Origin of the sequence: Thermanaerothrix solaris, assembly GCF_032334255.1 — a bacterium.
Taxonomy (GTDB): Bacteria; Chloroflexota; Anaerolineae; order Anaerolineales; family Anaerolineaceae; genus Thermanaerothrix; species Thermanaerothrix solaris.
In genome coordinates this window covers 1,236,373-1,251,994 of sequence record NZ_JAUHMF010000002.1, presented here as the reverse complement: position 1 = coordinate 1,251,994, position 15,622 = coordinate 1,236,373, and the positions used below count along the sequence as shown (strand labels likewise).

The window sequence follows — 15,622 nt, the reverse complement described above, 5'->3', positions numbered from 1 at the left end:
TGGAGCATAAAAATCGTGGTATAAAAAAGGTATGGTCAAAGAGAAGGCTCTGCCGGAACCACGTTGCGCCCGAATTCTAGGCATCGAGACGTCTTGTGATGAAACCGCCGCTGCTGTTGTGGAGGAAGGGCGACTTCCTTTATCGAATGTCGTGGCTTCGCAAATTGATTTACATGCCCAATATGGCGGTGTATTCCCCGAAGTAGCCTCACGCCAACATATCCGCACCATTTATGCCGTAGTCAACGCAGCCCTAGAACAAGCCCATCTGAGCCTTGAGGACATTGATGCCATCGCTGTCACGCGCGGCCCGGGCCTCCCCGGCTCGTTGGTGGTGGGATTAAACATGGCCAAGGGTCTGGCTCTGGCTTCTGGTAAGCCGTTAATCGGCATCAATCATTTGGAAGGGCATATCTATTCTGCCTGGTTGGTATCCGAAAATCAGAAGGATCACTATCCCCCTCAGTTCCCCTTGCTTGCCCTGCTTGTTTCGGGAGGGCATACTGAACTCATCCTTATGACCGATCACTTGACTTACCAACGCCTGGGAGGAACCCTCGATGATGCCGCCGGCGAGGCCTTCGATAAAGTAGGACGCCTGCTGGGTTTGACCTACCCTGGTGGTCCAGCCATCCAGGAAGCAGCCCGTAATGGTAATGAAGCGGCGTTTCACTTTCCCCGCGCGCGCTTAGAAGGGACGTGGGATTTTTCGTTTAGTGGACTAAAAACCGCCGTCCTCCGTACCGTACAAGATCTTCAAAAAAGCGGGCGTGGTCTTCCACTCGCCGATTTGGCTGCCAGTTTTCAGGCTGCAGTTGTGGATACGCTCGTTACTAAAACCTTACAGGCTGCACGCACCTTCCGTGTACGCGAGATTCTAGTCGCTGGAGGAGTCTCAGCCAACCAGGCGTTACGGCGCGCGTTTCTAGAACAGCGGGAATTTCGGGTGCATTTTCCTCCACCCTTTCTATGCACCGACAATGCCGCCATGATCGCGGCCGCAGGCTATTTTCATTTTCTTCGCGGCCACCGCGATGGATTGGACATGGATGTCCTACCCACCTGGCCCCTTTTCACGTCCTCGATAAATGAAACCTTAATCCCATCTACCGCATCTAAATGAGTGAACAAGTCAGTTCTCCCTCTATTTCTCTGGAGGCTTTGCGCAACGGCGATCGCAAAGAATTTGCGCGCCTGGTAGATGCCTACTCAACCCCCATCTACCGCTTAGCCTTGAAAATCTTGGGGAATCCGCAAGATGCGGAGGATGTTTTGCAAGAAACTTTCATCAAAGCCCTATCTGCTTTACCCACATTTGAGGGACGCTCCAGTCTTTCAACCTGGCTGTATCGCATCGCCGTCAACGAAGCCCTCATGTTACTGCGTCGGCGAAAACCCGAAACCCTGCTGACCGATAATGATGGCGATGAAAATGAGAGCGGGGAAAACGAAGTCTCTTTCTTGATTGATTGGTGCTGCCTGCCTGAGGAAGAATTGCTTTCGGAAGAAGCAAAGCGCTTTTTAGATAATGCGATTGCTCAATTACCCGAAAACCTGCGCCTGGTATTCTGGTTACGCGATGTGGAGGGGCTTTCGATCAAAGAAACCGCCGAAACGTTGGGACTGAGCGAGACCAACGTGAAAACCAGGCTTTTGCGGGCACGATTGAAACTGCGTGAAATTCTCTCTGAGTATTATGGCGAACGAGTGGAAGTGAGGTCCGAACAAGATGCCGCCTAAAAAGTGTCGCGCCCTTCTTTCGCAACTTTCAGACTATGTGGACGGGAGTTTAGACCCCCGTTTATGTAAAGCCCTCGAACGTCACTTAAGAACTTGTCCCAATTGTCGGGTTGTGCTTAATACCCTTCAAAAGACCATTGATCTCTATCGCACTGTGGGGGAAAATGAAGACATGCCCACCGAGGTTCGTGAGCGCCTCTTCCGCCGTCTTGATCTAACCGAATATCTGAAGTAAAAAGGAGTGACTCTGTCACTTTTTTCATCTCCATGCATCTAATTCAAGGATGAAATCTGAGAAACCCACTTCTCACCAGTCGGCATCATTGGAAGCCGTGCCTGCTTTTCACCTAACCCAAGAGGAGAGCAGTGCACCACCGTCTAAAGCCGCACAACCTGGTCAACCTTGCCCGCGTTGCCACCAGGGGATTATGGATTATGACGGTTTACTGAATCTTGTCTGCCCGGTTTGCCACTACGTGGAAGGAGGAGGCTGTACCTGATAACGAAACCCAACAACCCCGTTGGGGTTGTTCATCCAACACTAATCTCAAACCATAAGTGGAGGTAGGAATCAATGACGTTACTTGATGAGAATATTCGGGCTCAACTACGCGAAGTCTTTACAGAGTTGAAGCACCCGGTAAAGATCGTCTTCTTTGGCGATGAAACGGCCAATTGTGAATACTGCGAGGATACCCGTCAATTATTGAGCGAGGTGGCAGACCTTGCACCCGAAAAGATCATCGTAGAGACCTACGACCTCAATGCCAACTCAGAATTAGCCCAGAAGCATCGCGTGGATAAAGCTCCCGGTTTTGTTATTCTAGGGGTGAGAGGAGGCGAGATTTTGGATTATGGCATCCGGTACGCCGGTATTCCCGCCGGGCATGAATTCACCTCGCTTATTAACGATATTCTGAACGTCTCGCGTCAGGACTCGGGATTGAAACCCGAAACACGCCAGGCCCTAAAAAATCTGCGTTACCCCGTCTCGATGCAGGTTTTTGTCACCCCTTCTTGCCCGTATTGCCCTCGTGCAGTCATCCTGGCGCACCAAATGGCTATGGAAAGCGATCTCATTGAAGCCGAGATGGTTGAAGCCTTGGAGTTTCCGCAACTTGCGGATCAGTACGGGGTCTCCGGTGTACCTCATACGATCATCAAAGTACAAAAATCCAATAACCAGAGTGGTTTTGAGGAAGTTGTCGGCGCTGTGCCGGAGAAGAATTTGCTTGAAGCCATTCTACAAGCCGCCCAACCAGCCTAGACTTTTCTTGGAGGATTTCGAGTATGACCTTAGACGCAAAGGTTATCTGGAAGAGTGGCCTAGCCTTTACCGGCACGGCTAACTCCGGATTCACGGTTAACCTGGACAGCGATCCCGCTGTTGGTGGAAGTGATTCGGGATTACGCCCGATGGAACTCGTCGCCATTGGGATTGCCGGCTGTACGGCAATGGACGTAATTTCAATTTTGCAGAAGAAAAAGCAGGATGTCACTGCGTTTGAGGTCAAAGTGACGGCACTACGCGCACCCGAACATCCCAAACGCTTTACCGATGTTGAGATTGAGTATGTGGTAACCGGGCACAACATTGACCCCGCCGCTGTAGAGCGTGCCGTTGAACTATCAGAAACCAAATACTGCTCCGCTATTGCCACCATGCGCGGGTGCGTAAATTTCACCCGCAAGATCACGCTGCACGAAGCGACATCCTGAATTGACTTTGCTACACCAACTCGGGCTCAGGGGTGTAAACTTCGAAAACACCCCTGAGCCCTTTACATTTATGACGAGGCTAGATATTCTTCTAAGAGTTTGTGCGCTTGCGGGCGGGCGCTTTGCCAATCATAAACGGCGCCTAACTGTTCTAATGCCATAGATGCAGAAATAGCCCCCATCAAACCAGCACGGTAGAGATCATGATAACGCGCCCACCCAACCACAAATCCGCCGCAGTAGGCATTGCCTGCTCCCGTTACATCCACAATCTGCCCTGGAGTAATAGCAGGAATAGCAAGTACCTCACCTCTCGATTTTCCTACCAAACTACCCTGTTCACCCATGCGGAGCGCCACAATTTTTGCCCCCAAAGCAAATAAAGCCGCCATAACCTCTCGCGGCTCGTACTGGCCAGTTAATGCGCGTGCCTCTCCCAAATTAGGCGAAACAATATCTACCCACGCCAAATATGCAGCAAACTGCTCCCTATTCTGGGGGACACAAAACGGATCCCAGGGCTCCCATAGCAGGACCACATCACCCTGCGACCGCAGAAAAGACGCCCAGCGCGGCACGTCTTCCGGGGCACAATGCAGATGAACGCCCTGCACCTGATGAAAGTCTGATGGCCAATCCTCCGGTAAAGGTACGCTACGTCGAACCCATCGCGGATCCACTCGAAAGACCTCGTGGCGGGTACCATCCCTATCAAAGACCTGCCAGGCGCGCAGTGTGGGATACGGTTGTGAAAGCAACCCCGAAGGGGCGAAAGTTTGTGCTAACTGCGCTTTTAAATCCAGCGGAAAACTCTCCCCCAAGATCACCAACAAACCCACCTGATCCTCCCATAACCGCATCCCCATCGCGGCATGGGTGGCCCCACCCCCGAGGACGCTCATTCGAGTTTGGCCGTCAGGGAGAACGATATCATCGAGGATCACCACGCCGATGGAAAGGAACACACCTCGACCTGCGTTTAATTCCTCAAGCCTGTATTGCGAACCGCCTCCATAAAGGCTCGAATGCGTTCAGGTTCCCATTCGTCTAAAAGCGCCTCACGCGTCCACCCCTGACGTGATTTGAACGCACTACTCACAATGATCCCATCTGCCACTTGTAGCGCTTGGCCGACGTTGGTAGCATTTGCCCCACCCCCCAAGTATAAGGGAACGCCTAAGTTTGCCGCTCGTACCTGTCCCAACATTTCTAGAGACTCGTTGAAGGAGAGTCCGGTTAGCACCAACCCATCGGCTCGCCCAAACACTGCTGCCTGCCGCGCCTCTTCAACCAGAGGCAAGCGTCCTAGGGGTTCGCCAGTGCGATCATACACATCGGCCAAAATCGCGATCTCCTCTGCCTCCAATTGCGCCCGGTACTGAATAGCCTCATAGGCGCATCCTTGGAGAATTCCCTCCGCCTTGACCATTGCCCCAACGTAAACCTTAAGACGCACGAACTGCGCGCCAATGGCTTGCGCAATCGCCAGCGGCTCGCGCGCACCGTGGCTCATCAGGCATACCCCAAGGATAAGATCAGGGAAAGTACGCCGTATAGCCGTCCCCACAACCGCAAGTGTGGCAACCGTGTGCGGCTGCACCTGGGGGGCGACCGGGGTATCGGCCACATCCTGAATATATAGCGCCGGAATCCCTGCCTCGACGGCACGCTCAGCATTGCGCAACGCAAAATCCACCATCTGCGTTACGGATTGCGCCATCGGATGGTGTGATGCTGGGTGAGGGGGTAAATGCAGAGCAGCAATTACCCGCGGCGGATGAGCGTCAAAAGACAGCCGCTCAGTCATGGTTGCCAGACCTCCCATGTATCGCTGGTGCGGATGCGACTGATCCCACCACCGCCCTCGATGCTGCGCCCACCACCAAATCCGCGGAAGAAGGGCTCTCCAATAACCTCAGACCGGTACGCAGCCACCAACTCGCCAGGAATGGCCGCTACCACCGGAGAAAGCACTTCGGGCACCTCGGCGATGGGAAGGTGGTACCGAGAGAGACCCACCAACTCCGTCGCCTTATTTGGTGCGATAGCCACAACTCGCCGCCCAATGGCTTTCGCCGCCGTAGCCGCTTCCACCGTGCGTGAATAATCGCGACCGCATGCTGTGATAAAGAAGGTCGGGGTTTCTGCAGTTCGCGCAAAGTACTGCAGGTGACCCCATTCTTCAGCATCTTGCCCGAGAGCCGAGTCGCCTGAGGCTTCTAAGATCTTGGCTGCCGAGAATAGTGCCGTGCCGAAGTTCGGCCCAGCACCCACAAAGACAAACTCGTTAGCATCTTTCCAAGCCTCGGCCAGTTCCCGCGCCTGAGATTCAGACTGTTCAATCGTCCAGTCAACAGCTTCATTAAGGCGCCGGATTTGCGACCGCCAGGTTTCGGCTTCGCTCAGGGTGAGCCGCCCGCGGACTTCCCCCAACCGAACCGCACTTAATAACAAAGCCAGTTGATTGACAAAGAACGACCGCACGCCCGGGGTCGCCGTCCCGGGAGGTTCCTCAAATGAGGGCGCCGCAGCCAGAAAGGTGCGCTCCGCTTCCTGGGTCACGCGGCTGCCCTCGGTGGCGGTCAGGGCAATGGTTACCGCTCCGCACTGCCGGCCCATTCTCAGGGCTTCGACGGTACGCGCAACCGCCCCGGAGACCGAGATACCGATAAGGAGATTAGTCAACGGCCCGGTCGAGGGCATAAATCCCGCCCCATAGCGCGCGTATTGCATCGCTGTCATCGGCTCAGTTGGCACACCCGCCAGGGCTTCGAACGCATATTCCGTATTGAGTGCCACGTGGTGAGAATCCCCACATCCCACGAGAAAGAGACGCTTAACCGAAAGACACAACTCATGATCCAAGACCTGGCGTACTGTCTCGTTCAAAGAGGGATAGATTTCATCTACCAATTTCGGCAAACTTTTAATTTGAGCCAACATGGTATTCATACAAATTCTCCTCACAACGATGAGTATTGCTTACCCGAGGGGTAAGGTTGTTACCTGCGGACGCAAGGATTGCAATCGCTGGTGAGCCATTTGGAGAGCCGTCGCCAATTCTAGGCGCGGTAAACCCACTTGGGTCACTAAAAATGAAGCCGAGACCGCACCACGCAATCCGGCTTCAACCAGGTCGCCAAATTCCACCCACCCCACCAAAAAACCGCCACAAAAGGCATTCCCTGCACCAACTGGATCCACCACCTCTACTGGCACAGGTGGCACATGGATCAGATAATCCAACCCTTGTTGACCGATCAGTGCCCCTTGAGCGCCCATGCGCAACGCCACAACCGGCGCCCCGGCATCCAAAAGGCGAACCACCAACTCTGAGGGTTCGCCTGGACCTACCAGAGAAATCGCTTCTTCCAGATTAGGCGAGAAAATATCCGCCAACGAAACCAACCGTTGTAATGCCTCTGGATCGGGCAAATGATCAGCAGGCTTGAACGGCTCCAGGCTGATTATTCCACCTAGAACCCTTATATTCTCGATAAAATCGCTTTTTTTCTCCGATGGATGCACGCCCAGATGATAACCACGCGCCTGGCGGTATGAAACCGGCAACCACTCCATCCGGCGCGCCAGGTGAGTGGCTAACACCTCTTGTGAGACGCGCCAAATTTGTGTTCTACGTCCATCGGGTTCTAAAAGTTGCCATGCCCGCAAAGTTGGCACATTTTCCCGTCGAATGCCTTGAACATCAATCCCCCACGCCTCCAGCCATTCCCACCAAATTTCGGGGAAATCGGGTCCAACACTGGCAACCAAGCCCACTGAGTCTGACCACAAGCGCATTCCCAAGGCAGTTTGCGCCCCACCGCCTCCCAACTCTCCCATCGCCGTCCGTCCATCCGGGAAGACAATATCATCCAAAATCAAGTTAAACGCCACAAAATCTATCATAACGCCTCCCCCTTTTGCGCTAAAAACGCCATAACGTCTTGGAAAGTTGGCAATCCGCCACGTGCGCCCAAATGCTGCACCGAAAGGGCCGCCGCCGCACTGGCAAAGCGCACCGCTTGAGCGGGCGACCATCCCCACAACCACGCCGCCATATAGGCCGCATGAAAGCAATCCCCCGCCCCCGTTGTATCCACCACCGGTACGCGGAACGCCAAGGTTTCAAATTTCCCCGCGCGGGTCACAACGACAGCCCCCTCGTTTCCCCGCGTGATTACTACCTGTTCTACCCCAGCCTCAAGCCAATCCCCAACGGTATCATCGGCGTGATCCAGGATGTCCAAGGTGCCTTGGGTAACGAAAAGCAAGCGCAGGCTGGAAGGGATTTCCTCGCGGATCAATGCGCTAACATTATTAGGCTCTACATCCAGTATTAATGGGACACTCATCTGTTGGCAAGCACGGGCAACTTCCTTTAACCATGGGACCGTCCAGGGCACCGTATAGGCCAAACGTGTCTGGGCTAGTATCTCAAGCCCAGCCTCAGTTAGAGAAGGATACCGTTCACCAGGACTGACGATCAAGATGGTGCGCCGTCCTGAAGGCTCAAGCAGGATTACCGTAAAATCGCTGACCGTGTCAAGCGTACTATCAGCCCCGACCACCTCCACACCAAAGTCCTCAAAACTTTGGCGCAAAATCCGTCCCCCCTCATCGTTTCCGAGAACCCCACTCCAAGCCACCCGCAAGCCTAACCGCGCTGCTGCACATGCCGTGTTCGCCACCAAACCTCCTGCCACTCGGCCGGCAAATTTTGCAACCAATTTTTCATCCGGGACAGGCAAACGGGGCACCTGGAGAATCCAATCCACGGCCGCCCCACCCAGGCAGAGTAAATCATAACGATAAGTTCGCGTCATACCACCTGCAACACGCTGAATAAATCCTCTTTCCACCGTGGCACATTAATTTCCCAGACCACCCGTACATTAGGCGGTTGGTTCAACACACCGCGCTCATCCACCACCGTCATACCCCGAGTGAGATCACTGGCTGCCTCAACCGTTACATAATGCATCGAAGCCCGCGCCACCACTTCAGGATCCAAAGCAACGGCCATTGCCACCGGATCTGGCAAGGGTAAACCTGGATCGCGCAACCACTCCCGGTTGGCCCGCAGGGCTTGACGATTGCAGTCAAGGATAAAATCCGCCAGAGGATTCCTAAGGGCACGTAACGCAGCCATGTCTTCTTCATTAAGATTGGCCTCACCCCGGCATAGTTCCCATCCCACCATGGTGATAGGTAATCCAGAGTGGAAAACGATTTTCGCTGCCTCAGGGTCTACCCAAATGTTGTATTCTGCCGCAGGGGTGATATTTCCCAAAGTTGCCGCTGCGCCCCCCATAATATAAACATGAGGAATAAGGGGAATGATATCTGGCGCCAGCCTGAGAGCCAAAGCCAGGTTGGTCAATGGCCCTAACGTGACCAATGTCATCTCTCCTGGAAATTGGCGGAAGGCCTCGATCATAGCCAACACCCCGTGCTTGGGAGAAGGTTCGTGTTTGGGAGAAGGATAATTCATCTCCCCCATACCATCAGCGCCGTGGAAGAAATAAGCCCACACGGGCTCCCTCAAGAGCGGTCGAGAGGCGCCTTCATAAACTGAGGTCTCCGAACCACAAAGTTCGACCGTATAACGCGCATTACGGCTCCCTAACTCCACCGGCACGTTACCGGCTACAATGCTGATTCCCTCAACGCTTACCCCAGGCCAACGCAGGGCCATCAAAATGGCTACGGCATCATCGGAGGCTGTATCGGTATCAATCCACAGTCGTCTCATCCTCGGATTCCTCAATAGGTTTCGTCAACCGTTCACGAATGAGGTCAAGCACACCCTCCGCATCAACGCTCAAGCAGATATCAATGCGAGGTAAGTCCTTCCATTGACCATACCAGTCCACCACGGTTTGCCCCATACACCGTCCCTGAGTCTCGACGTAAACCGGTAGATTCTGCGTCCCGAACAATTCTGGGGCTAAAAGGTAAACCACTGCTGTCGGATCATGAGTGTGCGTAGCCCCACCCATCCCATAAAACTGATCGTGAAAACTTTGGTAAAAAGGCGTTATGGCGCGAAGAAAATCCGTTGCCGTATTCCCAGCCCGATACAACTCATTCCAGTAGTCTGGGGTCATCACCACCCTGGTCGTCACATCCAGCCCCACCATGGTCACTGGCCATCCAGCCCGGAAAACGATCGCAGCAGCGTGAGGATCGTTATAAATGTTCGCTTCGGCCACAGGCGAGATATTTCCATGTGTTTCAACGGCTCCGCCCATGATCACCACCCGCCGCGCCAAGGTGACTGCCTCCGGATCCAGGCTGGCTGCCAGCGCCAGATTCGTCAATGGGCCAAGGGCTAACAAAGTCACTTCACCAGGGAAACGCCGTAATGCCTCAATGATAAATTGCGCCGCATGTAAAGATAAAGGTCTACCTTTCGGGGGTGGTAGAAACGTGTTTCCCAATCCATCTTCGCCGTGGACATAAGTGCCCACCTCACCCAACGGTAAAACCAGTGGCTGCCCACACCCTTGCGCTACAGGGATGGCGTTGTTTCCCTCTAACTCAACCAGGCGTAAGGCATTGGTTGTGGTCACTTCAATGGTGGCATTACCGAAAACACTGGTTAGACCGATCACCTCTAACTCTGGAGACCGCAACGCCAACAAAATAGCCATTGCATCGTCAATGCCAGGATCCGTATCAATGATGATTTTCTCTGCCATAACCTATTTACCTTATGAATCAGAATCGCGTAAAACGCGTACCCACACCTCACGTTGGCGTGGGCCGTCGAACTCAAAGAATAAAATGCTTTGCGATCCTCCTAAAGCAATTTTCCCTTGTGTCACGATAAGTGTGATGCTATGTCCTACCAAGGTGGCTTTTATATGACCCGCGGCATCCGCCGGTGTATCATAGATGTGATGAAAATCCACCCGTGTGGGCACCAAGCGGTGTATCTCCTCGGTCAAATCCTGGAGTGTCGCAGGATCAAGACACGAATTGAGCGTAATCGCAGCCGTTGTGTGAGGCACATAAAGAACACAAATACCTTCTTCAACCCCACTTTTACGCACCACCTCCTGAATGGCATCAGTGATATTAATGAGCCCTTCTCGAAGGGTTGTTTCAACCTTTACCTTTCTAAACATGAATAAAAGCCCTCCTGATTCTAGAAATCAATATCTACGCGAAAGGCACGTAAGACCTGACGCACTTCCTCCGCAGTCGGCACCTGCCGCCCCGAGCCGATTTTCTGCACCTTGGCGGCACCGGTGGCGTTGGCAAACGCCGCCACCTTTTCCAAGCGCCAGCCTTTGAGATAGCCGTAGACAAAAGCCGCCGCAAACGAATCGCCCGCCGCAGTGGTATCGCGGAGCGGCACCGGGAAGCCGGGCGATACGATCATTTCGGTACAGGTGTAAACCGTGCAACCCTTAACCCCTTGTTTGAGCACCACCATACTCGGTCCACTAGCCAACAATGCCTCAATTCCCTCCGATCCCCAAAGCCCCCCTGTCATCAGCGGCACCTCGGCTTCAGTGAGTAAAATAACCCGTGTCAACTGTAATAGATGTTTTATCTGCGATTCAGAGGCACGCAATTGCGGTCCGGGGTCAAAAAATACCGGTATGCCGCAACGATGGGCCTCCTCCGCCAGGTGAAGCATACTCCTTACCAGCGCGGGTTCCATGAACGTATAGCCCCACAGATTTAACGCCTGAGCACCTTCTAAAAAGGTGCTAAACCAAGGCCCGGGCAACACCTCTGGTCCTTCACCACTACGCCCTAAAAAAACATGCTGCCCCAAACGATCCACAAGCACCAAAACGGTCGTCGTGGTACCGGCCGGTAGATGCTGAACATAAGACACATCCACCCCTTCCTCTTCCAGAATGCGCAAGACGATCCCCCCGAATGCATCCTGGCCAACTGCCCCTCCAGCCCGCATATGCATTCCCAAACGCTGGCCTGCGATTAAAAAATTCCCTGCGCCACCCGGCTCTAAGTGGATGTAATCTAACAATTGATCCCGAGCCGCTTCGACCGGGAGTGCGGGCACGCCTGCCACAATGTCAACAACCAAATCGCCAAATGAAGCCACGTAAAACGTCATTGCCGCTCCTGGTGCAATGGGGTAAGCAAGTCATCCATGGTTTCTATCCGCGACATCAGAGTTATAAAACCTTCTTTCCAAGGACTTGTATCAGGGCGGTTGGCAAGGTCTTGTAAATAAGAACGTAATATTGCTCGTCCAGGTAAGGCCAAGCCGGCACCATACACCTGAGTAGCCAGCGCCCCCAGTGCATTAGCCAAAATCGCCGTCAAAGCCAACCCCCACTTACAGAGATAACCGCAGATGATACCCGCCGTAAAGGAATCCCCTGCCCCGGTCGTATCTACAACTCGAGCCGGAAATGCAGGCAACCGAAGCGCTTCAGAATGATTCGCCAGCCAGCATCCCTCTGCTCCCATTTTGAGCACTGCCCACTCCATCCCGAGGTCTAACATCCACATCAATACCCGCTCCGGTTGTTGTTGACCACTCAGGTAAGTCGCTTCTGGGAGCCCCAAGACGCCCACCGTGATACGTGGCAAGACCTGCTCAATTAAATGGGGGACTTCCATGACGGGTTGCAACCCGCTGTCCAGGCAAATAGGCAGATGTTGTGTTTCAGCCCAAGCCAATGCCACAAAAGCTGCTTCTTGCTGTGGGGGTTTAAGCAAGGTGTAACCCGAAAGATGCAGCAAATCTACTGTATTGAAGATTGAGAACTCGAGATGGTGAGGTGAATACATTACATTAGCGCCACGGTAGGAAAACATGGTGCGTTCGCCATCCGGTGGGACGGTGATAAAGGTTAAACCGGTCATTACATCTTTTATCGTGGCAACACCGCTTAAATCAACGTCTATGTTTTTTAAGTTTTGACGCAGGTAACCCGCCCATACATCGTCCCCCATACCTCCCAGTAAAACACAATCAACCCCCAAAGTGCGTAAAACAACCGCCGTGTTAACCACCGTCCCACCAATTTGCACCGTTGCTGATTCGGCCAACCCGTCCCAGCCAGGCTGAGGGAAACGGGGGATGGTCAACACGGTATCAATGTTTAAATCACCCAACAGAGCAACTTTTGGCCGCTTCAATCCTTACCCTCCCACTCGGCTTGGCGCACCGCTTGCACGAAGGCCGCGATCCGCTGTAAATCCTTTTCCACCGGAGAACCAGGACGATTGGTATGGGTATTCGAATCCACCCCATAGGGTCGAACTTGACGGATGGCCTCGGCAACGTTCTCAGGGCTCAATCCTCCCGCCAGGATAACCGGCACATTGACCGTTTCAACAATCTGGCGGCTTAACCGCCAATTATGGGTCATGCCGGTCGCCCCGACTCCCGGAAGACCTGTTACTTTGGTATCCAAAAGAATGAAGTCGCAGTAGGGAGAAAAACGGCGCGCTAATTCCAGGCTCTCTTCACCTGCTACCGGGATGGCTTTCATCAGGCGAACCCCTTCCGGAAGATGATGCTTCAAGATCTTCATTGCCGTCTCGTCCACATCTAGCGGGTCGGTGGAAATGTGGACAACATGAGGGCGCACCTCTTGAACCATCCGCAGGATTTCATCCACCTCCGTGGCCATCGTCAGTGCCACGCTGGTCGCATGGGTAGGTAAACCCTCAACCAAAGCACGCGCTTCTTTAAAGTCCAGTTCTCCATGCACGATGCCATAACGACCAGCCACAAACCCAATATGGTCAACTCCCAATTCCACTGTCGCCAAGGCATCTGCAAGACGGGTAAAGGCATAAATCTGAATGATCATCCGGGTTTCCTCCATATAGGATAAGTAGCAATGCGCCGACCGGGCACGCGCTGAGTCAAACGTTCCAGGCGCTTTTGCACCTCGGCTTTGATGGTTTCTTTATCTAGGGTAAGCAATTGACGATTACGCATCAGAACATTTCCGTTGCATATGACCGTATCCACATCCCGTGCCGAAACACTGTAAATCAAATTGGCCGCCGGGTTATAACGGGGAAAACCAGCAATCTCATCCTGGCGCACAAGGGTAATATCAGCCAGATAACCCGGTTTTAAGACCCCCAGCCTCTGATTTTGTCGCATGACTTTAGCGCCGCCATAAAAAGCAATATCCAATACCTCGGCTATCGGCATCACCGTCGAATCATGAGCAGCATCTTTCTGAGTCAACGCCAATAAACGCATCTGCTCCAGGATATCCAAAGTGTTGTTACTAACTACCCCATCAGTTGCCAATCCCACCGAGATTCCAGCCTGTCGAAATTTGGTTACCGGTGCTGTCCCCATCCCCAGTTTCATATAGGTCTTTGGGGCATGCGCAATACCCACAGGATGATCTGCCAGTATCCGTACGTCCTCTTCCTCAGGATATAAGCAATGAGCCAGAATGGTCGGTACATCCAAGACCCCACTATCCAGTAAAACCCTTACGGGGGATTTCCCATATTGTTTGTAAGAAAAAGACACCTGGTCTGCCGTTTCGGAAACATGAATGTGAACTCCGACCCCAAGATCATGGGCATAGCGAGCACACAGACGGAGAAACTCCGGCGTCGTGGTATAGGGTGCGTGGGGACCCATCCAAGTGGTAATGCGCCCCTCCGCTGCGCCCTGCCAGCGTTGCACAAATTGGGCTGTTCGAGCCAACTTTTCTTCTCCCTCATGCCCAAACACCGCCCACACCAAATTAGCGCGCAAGCCGGCTTCGCTAACCGCTTGTGCCACTTCATCCATAAAAAAATAGTGGTCAGCGACACTGGTGATACCGGCCTCGATCATCTCTGCCAGCCCTAGCAGCGCTCCCCAATATACGTCTTCAGGGGTCAAGTTAGATTCAAGGGGAAAAATATAGTCGTTAAACCAGGATTCGATGGGCACATCTTCAGCCAGCCCACGGAAAAGCACCATAGGCACGTGCGCATGGGTATTGATCAGCCCCGGAATCGCCAATAGTTTCTCAGCCGGCAAGCGTTCAGGGTTCTCCTGAGGGTTTAAAGTACCACTCGGCTCAATCGCCTTAATAAAAGCCCCTTCAATCCAAATATCCTGCCGTTGTAAAAACCGAACCTCCCCATTCTCAACCCATAACAAATCACAACCCTCAATCAGCAAGGATCCCATAAAATCCTCCATTCTTGCCCTAATGGCGAACCAATTGATACAGACCCTCTGCCACGCCCTCAAAGTCCAATTCGGGGTTAGCCATGCGAAGTTGCTCCAACCACGAAGGATCAAACGCTTCAATCCCTTGCCAGGCACCCGCAATGGCGCACGCAATGGCGGTCACGGTATCGGCATCACCTGAAAGCGCCGCCCCAAATACTGCCGTGCGGTGAATATCCCCCTCGGCCAAAGCCAATACCCCAAACGCTGCCGGTACGGCCTCAGTGATTGCCAACCCCGCTCCAACAACGTCATATAAGGACTGTAGCCGTTGCCGCTCGTCGTCCGCTGCGCGTACAATCTCCAACGCCAGATCAATCCGGCGCGCAATCGAGGCGCCCATCCATTGATGTCCCATTTTGAGACCCACCATTGCCGCATCCTTCGCAGCGTTTATGATCTCTTCTAATGTGGTTCCAGGACGCATGGCGACCGCAATCGCAGCCGCTACCGCCGCAGCCCCTGAAACAGCGACATTCGTGTGGTGGGTGGGAATGCAGGATAAATAGGCATCGGCAATCGCCCCCTTGGGATCCCCCGGATGGATCAATCCCACCGGCGATACCCGCATTGCAGCACCATTGGTATCACCGAATCGCCCTACCTGATAAAGATCCTCTCCGCGGCGCAGGGCTTGAATAGCACGACGGGTAGAAGGGCCAACATAAGGTGAGCGGTCTCCTCCGATTCGCTCATACCAGGCGATTAATGCCCGTGCCGCACCTTCAGCAGTCATGCGCCCCTCGGTCAAGATGGCCTGCGCCAGCGCAAATGCCTGCTCGGTGTCATCGGTCACACGCCCCGCCGGCAAGCCTGCATGCACCGGATGATTTTCCGGCGCCGGCTTGAAATCCTCAATCCAGCCACCAAAGTACTCCCAGGTTGCCTCCGGGGTCAACAAAGCCGGCATCCCCCATGCATCGCCTAAGGCTTGGCCATATAGCCCACCCAATATCTTGTTTAGCATCC

At 53.6% G+C, this 15,622-nt stretch carries 18 protein-coding genes; 5 read left to right on the top strand and 13 right to left on the bottom strand.

The window, feature by feature from the left end; translation table 11 throughout:
* Positions 1 to 31: 31 nt before the first annotated feature.
* From tsaD to QYE77_RS14010, 5 genes are all read left to right on the top strand, one after another.
* Positions 32 to 1,123 carry a tRNA (adenosine(37)-N6)-threonylcarbamoyltransferase complex transferase subunit TsaD gene (gene tsaD, locus QYE77_RS14030; RefSeq protein ID WP_315626076.1) on the top strand — a complete coding sequence of 364 codons (1,092 nt, stop codon included), beginning with the start codon at positions 32 to 34 and terminating at the stop codon, positions 1,121 to 1,123.
* Positions 1,120 to 1,740 (top strand): RNA polymerase sigma factor, encoded by a 621-nt coding sequence (locus QYE77_RS14025; RefSeq protein ID WP_315626075.1) that lies wholly within the window; start codon positions 1,120 to 1,122, stop codon positions 1,738 to 1,740. Before tsaD ends, QYE77_RS14025 begins: the two co-directional genes overlap by 4 nt.
* The gene (locus tag QYE77_RS14020; protein WP_315626073.1) at positions 1,730 to 1,975 is read left to right on the top strand and encodes an anti-sigma factor family protein; all 246 of its coding nucleotides are present in this window, start codon (positions 1,730 to 1,732) and stop codon (positions 1,973 to 1,975) included. Before QYE77_RS14025 ends, QYE77_RS14020 begins: the two co-directional genes overlap by 11 nt.
* A 339-nt stretch (positions 1,976 to 2,314) precedes the next feature.
* Entirely contained in the window at positions 2,315 to 3,007 is a 693-nt protein-coding gene (pdo, locus tag QYE77_RS14015; RefSeq protein WP_315626072.1) for a protein disulfide oxidoreductase, read from the top strand.
* A gap of 23 nt (positions 3,008 to 3,030) precedes the next feature.
* Positions 3,031 to 3,459: an OsmC family protein gene (locus tag QYE77_RS14010; RefSeq protein WP_315626071.1), complete on the top strand. Its 429-nt coding sequence runs from the start codon at positions 3,031 to 3,033 to the stop codon at positions 3,457 to 3,459.
* A 68-nt stretch (positions 3,460 to 3,527) separates the two neighbouring features.
* On the opposite strand, the gene QYE77_RS14005 is transcribed toward QYE77_RS14010, so the two are convergent.
* From QYE77_RS14005 to QYE77_RS13945, 13 genes are read right to left on the bottom strand one after another with little or no spacing between them, the layout of a single operon-like run.
* Positions 3,528 to 4,424: a PfkB family carbohydrate kinase gene (locus QYE77_RS14005; RefSeq protein WP_315626069.1), complete on the bottom strand. Its 897-nt coding sequence runs from the start codon at positions 4,422 to 4,424 to the stop codon at positions 3,528 to 3,530.
* 14 nt (positions 4,425 to 4,438) lie between these two features.
* A complete protein-coding gene (locus QYE77_RS14000) occupies positions 4,439 to 5,266 on the bottom strand; it encodes a BtpA/SgcQ family protein (protein WP_315626068.1) in 828 nt (275 codons plus the stop codon).
* Complete coding sequence (locus tag QYE77_RS13995) at positions 5,263 to 6,411, bottom strand: SIS domain-containing protein (protein ID WP_315626067.1); 1,149 nt, start codon at positions 6,409 to 6,411, stop codon at positions 5,263 to 5,265. The genes QYE77_RS14000 and QYE77_RS13995 overlap by 4 nt, the downstream gene beginning before the upstream one ends.
* A gap of 30 nt (positions 6,412 to 6,441) precedes the next feature.
* Entirely contained in the window at positions 6,442 to 7,368 is a 927-nt protein-coding gene (locus QYE77_RS13990; RefSeq protein ID WP_315626065.1) for a PfkB family carbohydrate kinase, read from the bottom strand.
* Positions 7,365 to 8,285 (bottom strand): carbohydrate kinase family protein, encoded by a 921-nt coding sequence (locus QYE77_RS13985; protein ID WP_315626064.1) that lies wholly within the window; start codon positions 8,283 to 8,285, stop codon positions 7,365 to 7,367. Before QYE77_RS13985 ends, QYE77_RS13990 begins: the two co-directional genes overlap by 4 nt.
* Positions 8,282 to 9,214, bottom strand: coding sequence for a nucleoside hydrolase (locus QYE77_RS13980; protein WP_315626063.1), 933 nt, complete (start codon positions 9,212 to 9,214; stop codon positions 8,282 to 8,284). Before QYE77_RS13980 ends, QYE77_RS13985 begins: the two co-directional genes overlap by 4 nt.
* Positions 9,195 to 10,163, bottom strand: a complete 969-nt coding sequence (locus tag QYE77_RS13975; protein WP_315626061.1) for a nucleoside hydrolase — start codon at positions 10,161 to 10,163, stop codon at positions 9,195 to 9,197. The genes QYE77_RS13980 and QYE77_RS13975 overlap by 20 nt, the downstream gene beginning before the upstream one ends.
* A 12-nt stretch (positions 10,164 to 10,175) precedes the next feature.
* The gene (locus QYE77_RS13970) at positions 10,176 to 10,592 is read right to left on the bottom strand and encodes a secondary thiamine-phosphate synthase enzyme YjbQ (RefSeq protein ID WP_315626059.1); all 417 of its coding nucleotides are present in this window, start codon (positions 10,590 to 10,592) and stop codon (positions 10,176 to 10,178) included.
* 20 nt (positions 10,593 to 10,612) lie between these two features.
* Positions 10,613 to 11,557: a carbohydrate kinase family protein gene (locus QYE77_RS13965; protein ID WP_315626058.1), complete on the bottom strand. Its 945-nt coding sequence runs from the start codon at positions 11,555 to 11,557 to the stop codon at positions 10,613 to 10,615.
* Complete coding sequence (locus QYE77_RS13960; RefSeq protein ID WP_315626057.1) at positions 11,554 to 12,591, bottom strand: carbohydrate kinase family protein; 1,038 nt, start codon at positions 12,589 to 12,591, stop codon at positions 11,554 to 11,556. Before QYE77_RS13960 ends, QYE77_RS13965 begins: the two co-directional genes overlap by 4 nt.
* Positions 12,588 to 13,271, bottom strand: coding sequence for a phosphoribosylanthranilate isomerase (locus tag QYE77_RS13955; RefSeq protein ID WP_315626056.1), 684 nt, complete (start codon positions 13,269 to 13,271; stop codon positions 12,588 to 12,590). The genes QYE77_RS13960 and QYE77_RS13955 overlap by 4 nt, the downstream gene beginning before the upstream one ends.
* On the bottom strand, positions 13,268 to 14,611 hold the full coding sequence (locus QYE77_RS13950; protein ID WP_315626055.1) for an amidohydrolase: 1,344 nt from the start codon (positions 14,609 to 14,611) through the stop codon (positions 13,268 to 13,270). Before QYE77_RS13950 ends, QYE77_RS13955 begins: the two co-directional genes overlap by 4 nt.
* Before the next feature lie 19 nt (positions 14,612 to 14,630).
* Entirely contained in the window at positions 14,631 to 15,620 is a 990-nt protein-coding gene (locus QYE77_RS13945; protein WP_315626054.1) for an ADP-ribosylglycohydrolase family protein, read from the bottom strand.
* Positions 15,621 to 15,622 lie beyond the last annotated feature (2 nt).